14 protein-coding genes and 2 tRNA genes are annotated in these 13,331 nt (G+C 55.5%); 9 read left to right on the forward strand and 7 right to left on the reverse strand.

Annotation, left to right across the window (positions count from 1 at the left end):
* The first annotated feature begins 283 nt into the window (after nt 1-283).
* Nucleotides 284-360 (forward strand) — tRNA-Pro (locus J7447_RS07335).
* A 231-nt stretch (nt 361-591) separates the two neighbouring features.
* Complete coding sequence (locus J7447_RS07340; protein WP_209169184.1) at nt 592-1,302, forward strand: hypothetical protein; 711 nt, start codon at nt 592-594, stop codon at nt 1,300-1,302.
* On the opposite strand, the gene J7447_RS07345 is transcribed toward J7447_RS07340, so the two are convergent.
* Together J7447_RS07345 and J7447_RS07350 are read right to left on the reverse strand one after the other, a co-directional pair.
* Complete coding sequence (locus J7447_RS07345; protein WP_077292969.1) at nt 1,274-1,780, reverse strand: hypothetical protein; 507 nt, start codon at nt 1,778-1,780, stop codon at nt 1,274-1,276. The two genes, J7447_RS07340 and J7447_RS07345, sit on opposite strands and share 29 nt — an antisense overlap.
* An 87-nt stretch (nt 1,781-1,867) precedes the next feature.
* Nucleotides 1,868-2,116, reverse strand: coding sequence for a hypothetical protein (locus tag J7447_RS07350; protein WP_055654038.1), 249 nt, complete (start codon nt 2,114-2,116; stop codon nt 1,868-1,870).
* Between the two features lie 348 nt (nt 2,117-2,464).
* Between J7447_RS07350 and J7447_RS07355 the strand changes: the two genes are divergently transcribed.
* Together J7447_RS07355 and J7447_RS07360 are read left to right on the forward strand one after the other, a co-directional pair.
* Nucleotides 2,465-2,770: an ETC complex I subunit gene (locus J7447_RS07355; protein WP_022998830.1), complete on the forward strand. Its 306-nt coding sequence runs from the start codon at nt 2,465-2,467 to the stop codon at nt 2,768-2,770.
* A gap of 236 nt (nt 2,771-3,006) precedes the next feature.
* Nucleotides 3,007-3,083, forward strand: a tRNA-Arg gene (locus tag J7447_RS07360).
* A gap of 191 nt (nt 3,084-3,274) precedes the next feature.
* Here J7447_RS07360 and J7447_RS07365 read toward each other — a convergent pair.
* Nucleotides 3,275-3,529 carry a hypothetical protein gene (locus tag J7447_RS07365; protein ID WP_022998829.1) on the reverse strand — a complete coding sequence of 85 codons (255 nt, stop codon included), beginning with the start codon at nt 3,527-3,529 and terminating at the stop codon, nt 3,275-3,277.
* A 180-nt stretch (nt 3,530-3,709) separates the two neighbouring features.
* On the opposite strand from J7447_RS07365, the gene J7447_RS07370 reads away from it, so the two are divergent.
* Complete coding sequence (locus J7447_RS07370) at nt 3,710-5,698, forward strand: BTAD domain-containing putative transcriptional regulator (protein ID WP_209169185.1); 1,989 nt, start codon at nt 3,710-3,712, stop codon at nt 5,696-5,698.
* Between the two features lies 1 nt (nt 5,699).
* Here J7447_RS07370 and J7447_RS07375 read toward each other — a convergent pair whose 3' ends face one another.
* Nucleotides 5,700-5,981, reverse strand: coding sequence for a hypothetical protein (locus J7447_RS07375; RefSeq protein WP_168686929.1), 282 nt, complete (start codon nt 5,979-5,981; stop codon nt 5,700-5,702).
* A gap of 189 nt (nt 5,982-6,170) precedes the next feature.
* On the reverse strand, nt 6,171-6,461 hold the full coding sequence (locus J7447_RS07380; RefSeq protein WP_209169186.1) for a hypothetical protein: 291 nt from the start codon (nt 6,459-6,461) through the stop codon (nt 6,171-6,173).
* A 284-nt stretch (nt 6,462-6,745) separates the two neighbouring features.
* Between J7447_RS07380 and J7447_RS07385 the strand changes: the two genes are divergently transcribed.
* Nucleotides 6,746-8,119 carry a YcaO-like family protein gene (locus J7447_RS07385; protein ID WP_209169187.1) on the forward strand — a complete coding sequence of 458 codons (1,374 nt, stop codon included), beginning with the start codon at nt 6,746-6,748 and terminating at the stop codon, nt 8,117-8,119.
* Nucleotides 8,120-8,270: 151 nt separating this feature from the next.
* Here the strand turns inward: J7447_RS07385 and J7447_RS07390 are convergent, their stop codons facing one another.
* Together J7447_RS07390 and J7447_RS07395 are read right to left on the reverse strand one after the other, a co-directional pair.
* Nucleotides 8,271-8,819: a CAP domain-containing protein gene (locus tag J7447_RS07390; protein ID WP_209169188.1), complete on the reverse strand. Its 549-nt coding sequence runs from the start codon at nt 8,817-8,819 to the stop codon at nt 8,271-8,273.
* Entirely contained in the window at nt 8,819-9,655 is an 837-nt protein-coding gene (locus tag J7447_RS07395; protein ID WP_055654057.1) for a phosphodiesterase, read from the reverse strand. The genes J7447_RS07390 and J7447_RS07395 overlap by 1 nt, the downstream gene beginning before the upstream one ends.
* Nucleotides 9,656-9,849: 194 nt before the next feature.
* On the opposite strand from J7447_RS07395, the gene J7447_RS07400 reads away from it, so the two are divergent.
* From J7447_RS07400 to J7447_RS07410, 3 genes are read left to right on the forward strand one after another with little or no spacing between them, the layout of a single operon-like run.
* A complete protein-coding gene (locus J7447_RS07400; protein ID WP_209169189.1) occupies nt 9,850-11,667 on the forward strand; it encodes a glycosyltransferase family 39 protein in 1,818 nt (605 codons plus the stop codon).
* Entirely contained in the window at nt 11,651-12,562 is a 912-nt protein-coding gene (locus J7447_RS07405; RefSeq protein WP_062488857.1) for a phosphatase PAP2 family protein, read from the forward strand. The genes J7447_RS07400 and J7447_RS07405 overlap by 17 nt, the downstream gene beginning before the upstream one ends.
* Nucleotides 12,559-13,320: a glycosyltransferase family 2 protein gene (locus tag J7447_RS07410; protein ID WP_022998820.1), complete on the forward strand. Its 762-nt coding sequence runs from the start codon at nt 12,559-12,561 to the stop codon at nt 13,318-13,320. The genes J7447_RS07405 and J7447_RS07410 overlap by 4 nt, the downstream gene beginning before the upstream one ends.
* Nucleotides 13,321-13,331 lie beyond the last annotated feature (11 nt).

Here is a 13,331-nt window from a genome sequence, read left to right on the forward strand (position 1 = left end):
GATACTTTTCATTCGGGAGAATGCCGCCAGTAATCTGGTTGATCAAGCAAATATACTGAAGTTCAGTTTGCAATTTCAAAGACCGTGACGGCACGATGCCTTGGCCGTCGCGTTTACGAGGCTCGTTCGCGGTCATCGGGCGTGCCGTTTTGCTTTTGTGTGCAAACTGAGAACAAAGTACGGGACATGTTTGTCAGGTTTTGCCCACAAACTCGGATATTCTTGGTTTGTTCTAGCTTGACGATAGAGTCTGTGGCCTATAAATCCGAGCGCATCAACTGTTCGGGGTATAGCGCAGCCTGGTAGCGCATCTGGTTTGGGACCAGAGGGTCGCAAGTTCGAATCTTGCTGCCCCGACCATTCATTCTCCTGAAAATCGATGTGATGCGGTGCGCGTGACCTGGGACTTTGCAATGCAAATCCATGCGCTTGCTGTGGTTCCGTGCCTAAAGGCCGGGATAACTAGGGCCAAGCTACGCAGGCGTCTTGTGCAACTTATCGCCGCATAACAGACTGGTCAGACGGGCGTTTCCAATGCCTGTGGGAGTGACGCCGCTTGCGACGGCATGCAGGCCGCGCCGGATGGGGCTGATGATACCGGATCCTGACGACCAGGCGACGCTGGATGTATCGGCGGCGATAGCCGTGCTGCAGTCCAGAATTGAAAAGGCCGGGCTTTCTCTGAAGGAAAGCGCGGATTTTGGGCTTTTCGAAAAGACCGTCCGGAGCACCGAAGACAAATACCTGATGGAAGATTTTTCACCGCGGTTTTTCGACCTGCACGGGACGACCGCGTTCTGGGTAGGGGCCGTCAACAGCCATGGTAACGTCGTGTCTGTGCAAGCTGCAAAGGTGGAAGACCTGAAAGACAGGAGCCTTGCCGAGCACTGGCATCAGCAGCAACGCAGGATGTTTGTCGATCCAAACCCTCAGGTTCGCTTCGGGACAGAGCACGCGCATGACGCCTATTTCATGCGCGGGCGTATCGTTTATCACGGCAATCTCTGGCTGAGACGGGACATCCGGGGGCAGGGCCTTGCCGAGCCTTTAACCCAGTTGGGGTTTCTGCTCTCACTATTGAAGTGGTCGCCGGATTATCTCTATGGCCTGATGGCTGCAAAAAGCGCAGAAAAAGGCTTTGGCATCCGGGTCGGTTACCGCAGGTTCGTGCCACGCGGAACGCATTGGGAGATTGCGCCTGGACATATCAGGCCGGATGACTGGCTGGTCTATGCCACCAGAAGCGATCTACACGGCCTTGTAAAACTTATCCTCAGGACGTCCGCTGAAGATCCTGAATGACACCCAGGTAGGCGCAGAAGCGAAGATCGGATTGCAAGGAAGGCCGTACGGCGACGATCAACCGCTCGAACGCAACTTCATAGAATTCGCCATTGACCTGAATTTTCGTGTGGGCGTAGCCGTAATAAGGCGTGCCTTCCAATGCCTTGCGATAACCTTCCGCCGAAGCCTTCTCCAGGTCCGGATCAGGTGTGCGCAGACCGCAAGCGGGTGTCGCCGGGCTTGCCCAGTCTTCGCCGAACAGGTGTCGCTGCCCACTTTCCTTACCGACATAGAAGATCGGAGGAGGAGCGTTGCCGGGCATCTTGTCCGAGCAAAGGCTCAAATGAGGCAGGAACGGTTTCAGGCATTGCTGGATCTGAACCGCATCGGTCGACATGATGCTGTCGTAGAACGCAGACACAGCCGGGTCGGCAAGCCCTTTTTCAATGGCCTGTGTGCCGAGTTCCGAAAAATGAGTATCAGGGCGTGTTAGCACGGTCCTCTCTCATGTTTTGATTTGTTCCATCCGGCAAAAATCGACCAGGGACACCGCACATGTTTGGCCGTTTGCCAATAACCATTTCTACCGGTCGAAGGCTTTCAACAACAGCGACATGACATTCAGGAATTCGTCGCGTTTTTCCGGTGACAGATCGGTGGGATCGGATACCGAATAGTCCAGCGTCAGGATCATGTCCCACATTTCAGTGAGATTGGCGTCGTCGATCGCCGCTTTCAGTTCGACCGGCGCAATTTTTTCCGGCGCTCTGGTAACCGGCCGAACATGTTCTGGAACATAGCCTTCCAGTCTTTTCAGAAATTCGTAATGCATGTCAAAGCCTTATCGTTTTGATCTTTGGATCGGCCCTTTCAGGCTGTCCGGCCCTGCGATTCTGTATTTTTCGAACCTGCACTGCGTTCCGAAAATCGGCGTCTTCCAGACAAGTTCACGTTAGGGTAGTTAATAGCATGAGTTGCGCCTCCGTGTCATGTTACGTGAATGTCATAAATCGCCTCTCCACCAACACCGTTAATACATACTTGTGCTGTTAAATGAGTCGTCGATGAACCGAAGATTGCGGGATGTGGCCAATATCGGTGTTGACACCGGCGGCAAAGGCGGGAAAAAGCTGCTGTAAGGAATTGCATCTCACATATTCAGACTTGAGGGCACTGTCACATGGTTGCGCGTATCTACCGTCCGGCGAAAACCGCCATGCAGTCAGGCAAGGCGAAAACCCAGAGATGGGTGCTGGATTACGAGCCGGAGGTCGCCAAGTCCGTCGAACCTTTGATGGGCTACACGTCGTCTTCCGACATGAAGCAGCAAATCCGGCTCTATTTCGAGACTTCAGAAGAAGCTGTCGCATATGCGAAGCGCCATGGCATTCCGCACAGGGTTGAGAAAGCCCAGGAACGCAAAGTGCGCGGGTCTGCCTATGCGGACAATTTCAAATTCAACCGGTCTGCGCCCTGGACCCACTGAACAAGAACGTTCGGCTCTTCTGACCTGTTCGGTAAGAGTTCGGATTGTCTGTTGAAAGCGCAGAATTCGAATCGACACGAGCCGGGTTTTTGACGCATTAGGGCAGTGGAGGCGATCGCCGGATCGGGTTGCCTCCGGACGTTTGGTCTCGATCCAAATTTGCATGAACGTCTGGCAGGCCTCAGAGATACTGCCTGATAGTCTCATCTGGGAACAGCTTGCGTTCCTGAGAAATTGGCTCCGTAGCTCAGCTGGATAGAGCACTCGCCTTCTAAGCGAATGGTCGCAGGTTCGAATCCTGCCGGAGTCGCCATCTCCTTGATTTTTTTGAAAAAAACTGATCTTCGATGCCTCTACCTTGCGTGGAAAGGCTTCCTGCCGTGCAGATGTCCTAAACTGGACGTTCAAGTCGGGTACTTGGAAAAAGCCTGCAAAAAACAAAAACCGCCGGCCCCTGCAATATAGGAGCACGGCGGTGTTTCTAGACCGCGATTCGCCTGAAGGTCAGAGCGTCTCGGACTTTCCCGATTCCACCTTCTGGCCAACCATGAGCGGCGTGATCTTTGTTTTCAGGATCATGTCCACGTCCTCGGAACCATCTTCCAGGGACTGAAGAGCCATATCCAGGAAATAGGAACAGAACGTACGGCCGTCCTTGTCCGATTCTTTTTTCGTGTAGCGGATCATGCGCTTGATCGCCTCGATTGCAGGCTCCTGCTCGAGTTCAGTGCGGTCCGATTTGCTAACGGTCTTAGACATTTTACTACCCACCAGTATTTGATTTGCCGATTGCAGCGTCGCTGCTGTGACCATCCGATTAAAGCATGCTGTTGCAGCGTGAAATGAGCGTGATAAGGTGCTGTTGTGTTTCAGGTTGCGTGATATTCGCGGTTGCGCGAAGGCGACGGCTGAAGCGTGCATTTCAATTACGGGGAATTGATGGCAATCGCGTCCTGCTTTGCATGCCTTGGGCGGCCTTTGCTCCTTGATAGCGACCAGGAACCTGTGGCGGTCAAAACCCGCAAGGCTCTGGCGATCATGGGCTATCTGAGCCGCATGAGCGGTATGGCGTCGCCCCGGGAAGCACTGGCGGATTTGCTTTGGAGCGGGACGGACCGCCACAAGGCGATGCAATCCTTGCGTCAGGCATTGCGCCAGTTGAAGAGCGCCGAGGAAACGGCCGGCATCGATGTAGTGCGCTCAGCGCCAGGTCACATTCAACTCGACCCATCGGCGTTTGCGTCTGATCTCATGGCCATGAATACGCTCCTGGAACGTGGGCAGGCAGCGGATTTCCGCAATGCGGGGGAACTGTGGCGCGGCGAGTTTCTGACCGGCTACGACGATATCGATTCTGAATTTTCCGAGTGGCTGACGGTCGAGCGTGAACGGGTGCGCTCAGAACTCATCAGCGCCGCCTTCAAGCATCTGAACAGGATATCCACGGAAGACGGGGGTGTGCAGGCAGAGGCCGGGGCGCGTTTTGTCCTGAAGCTCGATCCCGCGTTTGAAGCGGCCCATCGCGTTCTTATTCGTCTCTACATGAAGCTGGGACAGCGAGAACGTGCCGAACAGCAATTCCGGTCATGCGAACGGGAAATGCACCTTCATCTGGACGCTGAGCCTGATGACGAGACTCGGAAACTGCTTAGCGAGGTCGAGGTTGAGGCTACTGGGGAAGAGCTCTTCAAGCGCCAGGAAGCATTAGGTCCAATCGGGGGAGGACTTTCAAACAGCGACGAAGTTGTAAGGCTGCCTGAAATTTCGATTGTATCTTCATCGCTCCTGAAGAAAGGACTGAGCGACGCAGTTCACCTCAGAGAAGAAATCGTGTCAGGCCTATCGTCCTTTAGATCATTCGATTTATTTGAATCCGAATATTTCGGCGACGAGAATACCCCGAAACCAACCCTTGTCGAAGGTCATGAATTGGGGGCTTATCTGCTTCGGTTTAGGCATGACGAACGTTCTGGGAAAATTGTTGTACAATTCGAAGATCGTACAAACGGGCAGATTGTCTTTAATGAGATTGTTGACCTAACGCTTTGGGAAGGCATCGTCCCTGCAGCTAGTCAGATTGTCGGTCGAATTCATGGTCACGCTACAGGTCGCTTGAGGAACCCTGCCAATACGTCGGCATTCGCGCGTTGGTGTCAGGCCGAGGCACTACTTTGGGATTTTACGCCGCAATCCGATGAAAAAGCTATGCGTCTGCTGAACGAGCTGGAGCAGACGAATAAAACCTTCTCCATGATTTATGCCGGGAAGGCATCAATAATTATGAAGCAAGAGTTGCATTATCCCCTTAATGACAGAACGTCTTCGGAGGGAATGAGCAGTCTGCTTGATATGGCAGAGCGTGCAATCGTACTGGATCCTTGGCAAGCTGTGAATCAGCGAGTTTACGGTTGGTCCTTAATTCTTTCCAATATGCCTGAAGAAGCAAAACGCGCCTTCCAAAACGCGGGGCGCCTCAGCTCTTCCGATCCCGCTAACCTCATGTCGGTGGCAGAAGGACTTGCACTTTCGGGAGATGTCAACGAAGCCCGCGAAACGGCCGAGCGCGCGTTCCGCTTGTTCTCTTTCGTGCCCAGGGTGTTCTACGAATACCTTGCAAATATCTTTTTTGCTGCTGAGGACTACGAAAACGCCATCGTTCAAATTGAACGGGGTACGGGAAGCAGTCTTGGTTGCCTGACGACACGCGTAGCAGCACTTGTTTGCTCAGGAAGAGAAGGTGAGGCAATCACTATTCTGGAGAGTTTCAACGAGAAACGAAATCATTTCTTGTTGCCTAACGATAACCTTAATGTTCAACCTGAGCAGTGGCGCCAGCGCATCAATTTTTTCCAGGATGCGCGTGTTCGGGCAAATTTTGATCGGGGCGCTCAGTTGGTCCAAAGGGTGTTGTTCAACAAGCCAGATTAACCTAGCTCAAGAGTTTCGCAACACTAGTGACATATGAGACATCCGCAGAGGACAGCTTAGCTGGATTGAGTTTGAACGGCAGAACACGAGCTTTGTAGCAATCACGCTCGTCAACAACCTTGAAGTCGATCAATTCTGTTGTTTGGGCAGGCAATCCGAGTTCTGCCAGCACAGATCGGGGGTCGCTTTTTAGCTTTTCTGCAAAATCTGGATTTAAATTCGCCTTCGCCAAAAGGCGTCCTAGGTCTGCTGTGTTTCTCCTGTAATATGGAAATCTCGCCATGGCTTTCCACCTTCCTGTCAATTCAGAATAGTCTAACTCAAAGATCTATTGAGGTGTTCGCAAACCATCCAACAACCGACCATAATTGTCTGAAGGGAATGGAAGTGTGTCTGCGGCGGATCTGGCAATGCCAAATGAAACGCCGCACGACGATTTTGTCGGGTTTGGGAACGTGTCGCCTAGAAAAAGTTATTCCGGCAGGTCGTCGTAAAAGCATGTCCCGAGCGCAGCTTTACCGAGTTCTTCGAAATAGCTTTCATCGCCAGCAGCAACGCGCGCTGCATCTATTTCTGCCGGGATGATGAGGTGGACGAGGTCAGCAGTGTCGGCGAAGATTGCGGGATCGGAGTCGATGCCAACTTCAGCCAGGACTTCAGCCGGGTTGGCAACCAGCCGCTCACGTGCTGTGGCGTTCTGAATGATCGCGCCAAGTTTCGCGCCAATTTCCAGTTCAGTCCGGGAAGTTGTGTCAGCGTGCATTATGAGCCTCCGATAGGTTGAGTTGCAATGTGTCCTGCCTGGTGGTGGGATGGTCACCTGGTTTTTTGAAATTAGGTCAAACTTTAGTAAATAGTTATGTATTGAGACTGTTTACTACTGATCGACTGCTTTCGAATAGAATGTAGAACGAAGGAATGAGCTCGCTCAATGGCAGTTTTGTTAATCTACGTTGTGTGCAATTGCAGGGTGAGGCGAAGTAAATTGCCATATCAAAACATAAGCAGCCGTCGTGCTTCCTCACTGTTGGCGGCGGTGTCTCTTCTATGATCGTTGAAAGTGGATTTGCGGGCGACGTGCTTGCGGACCTGTCGCGTTTGGGCCTGATATCGGTGGAGCCGGGCGTTGAGGGAGATCGTGTGCGCTTGCTGGAGCCGGACCTTCGTCTTTTCCTGAAGCTGCTCTCGTCATTCTCCCCAAGACTGGTCCCGATGACACGCCCCGGATGCCCGGTGCATTTTTGCACGGGGTTGCTCAAGTCATCTGAACCTGATGCAAAAGAAGTACCTGCTGCTGGGGCACCAATTCCTGCCGGGGGACAGGGGGATATCGTATCAACTGCAGCCATTAGTTGTATTGGAGAGCTTTCCGAAAGGCTAACCCTTTGTAGTATCGGGATTAGTGACAATAGGATTTTCAATTACGACAAAAAACAACCTCAGGTAGATTTCGGTCGATTGCTTGGATTGAGTGAAGCCCAGGCAAGTGTCGCTCTCGGCAGGCTCCGTCTCGGGTGGGATCTTTCACGCGTCAACTCTTCAGACTGGTCATCTCTTTCAGACAGGCGTGTCCGGTTGCGGAATCTGCAGACTGATGAAGAGGCGCAGTGCCTTAGTTTGGGAATTTTGTTTAACGAAGCCGATGAGGTTACGGGCTTACGTTTGCCCTTTGCTTCGAGCGTAGGATGCGCTGTCTGGCATGACCTTGAGGGAGCGCGCGCGCGCGCGCTTCTTGAGCTTGTAGAGCGTGATGCAGTTGCGCAGGCCTGGTACAACCGCCTGGGGATAACTTCTCTACCTGAAGGCTATGTGAGGGAAATGCTCCCTCCAGATCTGGTCCAATATCTCGATGACCAGCCGCGGGAATGGGAGCTCTTGCACGTCGACACGGACCTGCCGGTCCAGGTGGTGATTTGTGTCTCTCATGACGTTTACGGCCGGGGGAGTGCGTTTGGATCATCCGCCGGCTGGGACACCGCACAGGCCTGCACCAGTGCAATTCAGGAAATGTTGCAATCGGAAAACGCGCTCTCTCTGATGGACAAATCCTATCCCGCCAGTCACGGCGCAAAAGAAGCGCTGAGGTCTCTACCCAGGCAGCTGGCGTATGCCAGAGAGCGCGTGATTTTCGAAGATCTGCCGTTGCAGGGTGCGGTTGCCACGCGTCCTGAGGTTCTGGAGAAGACCTCGACTTTTGAAAGCCTGCTTCAGGGCTGTTTCGACCGCGAGATCAGCCTTTGGGAGTTTGATGCGACCCGCCAAGACCTTGCAATTCCCTGCATCAAGCTGTTGTCCCCCGAGCTTTGCAGTTGGGAGCCAAGGTTCGGCAAAAAAAGGTTGTTCGACGGGGTTGTAGAGCGTGGTTTGCGAGACATTCCCGCGTCCGAAGCAGAATTTGCCGCCCGACCATTTCCCTTTTGAACGATTGACAGGCTGATGCGCCGGCCTTAATAAAATATGAGCCGTGCATTCATGTTTTGTTTGCGAGGCGTCCGGATGACAACTGGGTCATTCGATCTCTGGAAGAAGCCTTTTGGCGGAGCTTGGCTCCGCCCTTTTTCCAGGTGCCTTGTTATCGGACGGTCGGTCGGCCGTCCGCATAAGGGCGGGACAGTGTCATCACCCAGAAATTGCGCCATTTGCCATTGTTGCGGTTTGTTCTGGCAATACCTACCCGTGTCACGTAGGGGTTGAGAAGGTTCTTGTTGTGGCCTTCTGAGCCTTGCCAGCCACGGAAGGCCGCTGCCAGATCAGCGTATCCCGCACCCAGGTTTTCCGCGCCTGCGTAATTTGCGTATCCTGCCTTGTCGAGCCGTTGTGACAGACCGAAGGCACTGTGAGCCCAGGTGTCCATACTGTCGCGCTCGGCGATATGGCGTGCCATCTTTTGGGAAACGACATCCAGTTCCGGGTCGTGGCGCAAAGCGGGCAAGCCTTTTTGCTGCCGGTAGGCGTTTATCATCGATAGCATCTGTGCCTTGTCGACCGGCTGGTCTGTAAGCACTGTCTTGTCTTCAAGGTCGCTTTTTCCCGGCAAGGCGCCGCAGGCGCTGAGTGAGGCCGCGAAAAGGCCAAGCAGCAACAGCGCCAAGAAGCGTTTGGGCAGGGCGGTTACGGACATCAGGTTTCATCTCCCGGCCAGACGACGCCTTCATCGGCGAAGAAATGGTACGGGCCAGGATACGCTTCCACGTAGGCCATATGAGACACCACTCCGGTTTTCGGCGAATGATAGTGGAGAAAATAGGCTGCGGGTTCGAAGTTGAACATGGCAGGGCCGTCTTCCGTCAGGTCGAGGACGACCTGGTGACCGGTGCTGGGAGCAAGCGTCATCACCTTTCCGGCAAAGCTCGCGATGATCGGACGGTGAAGATGACCGCACAGGAAGCGCGCAACATGCCGGTGTGGCGAAACAACTTCTGCAAGCGCATCGGCATCCACAAGTCCGATGTCGTCCATGTGTCGGATCCCGGAAAGTGCAGGCGGGTGGTGGAGGGCGATTAGCGTTGTCTTGGCGCTTTCGCGCAGCCGGCTGTCGAGCCAGTCAAGCTGTGCCTGACCGAGCCGACCACGCGGATCACCCGGAATATGGGTGTCCAGAGCAATCAGGCGGATGTCACCGATGTCCGCCGTATAGCAGATCTTGTCTTCAAGGCTGCCTGAAAGACCTGGAAAGCTGCCGAGCTCGCGGCGCATGACATCTGTGCCGTCGTGGTTCCCGGGCACAAGATAGACAGGCATGTCGACGCGCGAGAGGATGGAGCGGGCGAGCGCGTATTCCCTAGGATCGTTTCTGTCGGTTATATCGCCGGTTATAACGAGAGCATCAGGTTTCGGGGTGAGATTCTGCAGCGACTTGATCGCGCGCTCGGCGAGCATATTGGTGTCCGAAACGCGATAGCAGGGCAAACCTCGCGGACGCAAATGCAGGTCCGTCATATGAGCAATCAATGTCATGGAAAACCTTGTGACTCGTCAGGTGGATCATCTGCCCGGACGATAACCGTGCGTTCGAAGAGGGCAAGCACTAGTTTCCCTTTTTGAAAAGCTCATGTAGGAGAAGCGTTCAGAAACGGGCGGGCAGGGGCGACCGCCCAGACGCAGGACACCGGGCGCAGGACACCGGACGCAGGAACTGGACAAGAAAGTTGATGTCGGACACGCGCGACGATCAGAAGCCCGAGGCGGCAGGCAAGGCAGCCGGGAATTCCGAACGCAAGGACAACGTGGACAGCCCGTCGGCTGCCCCGGTTCGGAAGCCGGTCTGGTTGCATATCTTCGGCCACGACATCACAGCCCCGTTCCTTCTGCTGCTTCTGTCGCTTGCCTTGTTCGTACCAGGTCAATGGACGGTACCTCCGCTGGACAGGGACGAACCGCGTTTTACCCAGGCAACCAAGCAGATGCTGGAAACGAACGATTACATCGACATTCGTTTTCAGGATCAGGCACGACACAAAAAGCCAGTCGGGATCTATTGGTTTCAGGCAGCTGCCGTAAAGCTGACAGGGCAGGGGGCGGACGCGCCGCTTTGGGCTTATCGACTGCCTTCCGTCATAGCCTCGATAATCAGCGTTCTGGCAACCTTCTGGCTTGCACGAGCATTCATGGGGCCTGCCGGTGCGCTGTTGGCGGCAGGTTTCGTGGCGCTGGCGATCATTGTCGGCGTCGAGGCGCGACTGGCAAAAACCGATGCCGCGCTGTTTGCAATGATCATAATAGCGCAAGGTGCCCTGGCGCGGGTCTGGTTGAAGGATCCGGACAAGCGGCTATGGGGTCTTGGGTTCCTGTTCTGGACTGCACTTGCGGGCAGTGTGCTCATCAAGGGGCCGGTTGGACCCATGGTGATTGGCCTTACGGTTGTTGGCCTCATGGCCATGAAACGGAAAGCTGCATGGTTCAAGGGAACGGCGCCAATCGCGGGTCTGCTGTGGTTCGTGCTGCTCGTCTCACCCTGGTTCGTGGCAATCTGGATCGCGACGGACGGAACGTTCTTCACTGAAGCCATCGGCAAGGACCTCCTTGGCAAGGTCGGGCAGGGTCAGGAAGGTCATGGAGCACCCCCGCTTACCCATCTCGGGGCGATGTTCGGCATATTCTGGCCTTTGCCTGCATTCTTCCTGATTGCCTTGCCGCTCATCTGGCATGAACGAAAAAGTCCGCTGGTGACGTTTGCCGTTGCTTGGTTCGTCCCAAGCTGGATCGTGTTCGAACTGGTTGCAACGAAGCTTCCGCATTACACGATGCCGCTGCTGCCTGCGCTCGCATTGCCCGTTGCTGCTGCGCTGATGGAGGGGGCTGGCGCCACGACAAGAACGTGGCTGCGTTGGGTAGCGGCAGTGTTGCTGGCGGTGCCTGCGTTGGGGTTGGCCGTCGCCGCGTTTGCCGGTCCTTTTGCCCTGGGTGTCTGGCCGTCACCTCCCGGAGCCGTTCTGCTTGCAGTGGGAGCTGTTTTTGCGATTGCAGCAGCATCCCGGGTTCTGCGAGGACCGGCACTCTATGCTTTCCCCGCCATCTGTCTGACAGCGATCTGCGTCAGCATCGGGTTTTGGGGCTTTGTCGGCCCAGCTCTTACGCCGATCTGGGTCAGTCCGCGCCTTGTCGCGGCCATGGACGAAATCCCCGGTTGCGCAGACAAGTCGAACCGTCTGGTCGTGACCACCGGTTTTCACGAACCCAGTTTCATATTCCTGGAAGGCACGACGACAAAGATCGTTTCCGCGCAGGATGCCGCCGCCTTTCTTGCTGCCGATGAAGCCGCGAATCCAGCTACCTGCCGTATCGCGGCAATAGAAAGCCGGGAAGAAGCCGCGTTTTTGGCCGCCGCAAAGGAGATTGGTCTTGTGCCGGAGGCTGTAAAAAGGGTAGACGGCCTCAATATCAATGGCGGGGACGATGTCGATATCGGGCTTTATGAGAAGTCCGTGCCGACGACGGTTTCAGAAGACGGCAATGAGCAACAGCAGTAAATTTGTCTGGCATGTTCTGGCGCGCATGCGCGGGAATTCTCGGCGGGCTGCAATACTGTTTTCCGGTCGCAGGGAACGTGCGCGCCACAACAGGGATCCGCTTCCTCCCGGGCAGCGGCCGCAGGATATCCTCGCAGTCCTCTTGTTGACGGTTGGCATTGCAGTCGTTGCGTTCGATGTTCCGACCTATCCTTGGCTGCGCTCGCTCCCGGGCGAATACCGGGCCGCCTTCCGAACCTTTACCGATATCGGCAAGGCCGACTGGATCCTCGTTTCTACCGGTCTATGCTGCCTGTTTCTGCTGGCGCTGGATGCCGGGCGCTACGCATTCCGCCTGCGCATGGCAATCGGCGCAGTGTTCACTTATGCGGCCTTCATCTTTTATTCAGTCGCCGCGACGGGGCTTCTGGCCATTGCATTCAAGTGGTCGCTCGGCCGGGCGCGTCCCAAGCTTTACGAGGAAGTTGGTCCGGTCCGCTTCGACTTTTTGGCCTTCGACGGCACCTTCACCAGTTTCCCCTCTGGTCATTCGACCACTGTCGCTGCACTTGCAACTGCGCTGGCCTTTATTTTCCCGGCCTACCGGTGGCTGATCATTGTTGCGGGCTTCTGGCTTGCGTTCAGCCGCGTCATGGTCGGGGCGCATTACCCCAGCGACGTCATCGCAGGCACGCTATTGGGGATGACGTTCACCTTTTTCACGGTTCGTGCCATGGCCCGGCGGCGGATCGGCTTTCACCTGTCTTCCTCCGGAAAGATTGTACCCAACATGAATGTCCTGTCTGCCAAGGCCTGTGTGCGGGCTGTCTGGCAGGTTCTGCGCGGCCAGCGTGGCGCCGACCGTGTGGAAGCCGAGGCCCCTGCGGCAGACACGACAGAACGGACAAGCGCATGACACAAAGCTATCTGGAAGCTGTTGCGGCCAGCAAGGGCGCGCTCGCTGTCACGGTCGTGGTTCCCGCAAAGGACGAAGCGGAAAACCTGCCCATCCTGCTGGATGAAATCGAGGCAGCATTGCAGGGCAGGCGTTTCGAGGTCATCGTCATCGATGATGGCTCGTCCGACGGTACGGATATCGTGTTGCAGGATTACGCGGCAACCCATGACTGGCTGCGGCCGGTCAGGCATGAGAAGTCTTGTGGCCAGAGCTGCGCGGTGCGTACCGGTCTTTTGAACGCGAGGGGCGACGTCGTCGCGACCATAGACGGCGATGGCGAAAACAACCCCGCCTATATTCCAGCGCTTTTGGACGCTCTCGACGCTGCCGGCCCGGCAGTTGCTCTTGCCGCCGGGCAAAGGCTTGGCCGCAAGGCCAGCCTGGCCAAGCGCTATGCGTCGAAGTTTGCCAACAAGCTGCGCGGCGCGATCTTGCGGGATAACACTCGCGACAGCGGTTGCGGCCTGAAGGCCCTGCGCCGGGAAGTGTTCCTGCAACTGCCGTACTTCGACAGTTGGCACCGGTTCTTGCCCGCACTCGTTATCCGCGAGGGTTACGGTGTCACCCATATCGACGTTCAGGACCGGCAGCGGCGCCATGGAACGTCTAAATACGGGATCTTTGACAGGGCGCTGGTCGGTGTGCTGGATCTGTTCGGAGTGTGGTGGCTACGCCGCCGCCGCAAAAAAATTCCGGATGTCCGGCCGCTGACCTGATTAATGCCCCA

Source organism: Labrenzia sp. R5_0, assembly GCF_017743835.1.
GTDB lineage: Bacteria > Pseudomonadota > Alphaproteobacteria > Rhizobiales > Stappiaceae > Roseibium > Roseibium algicola.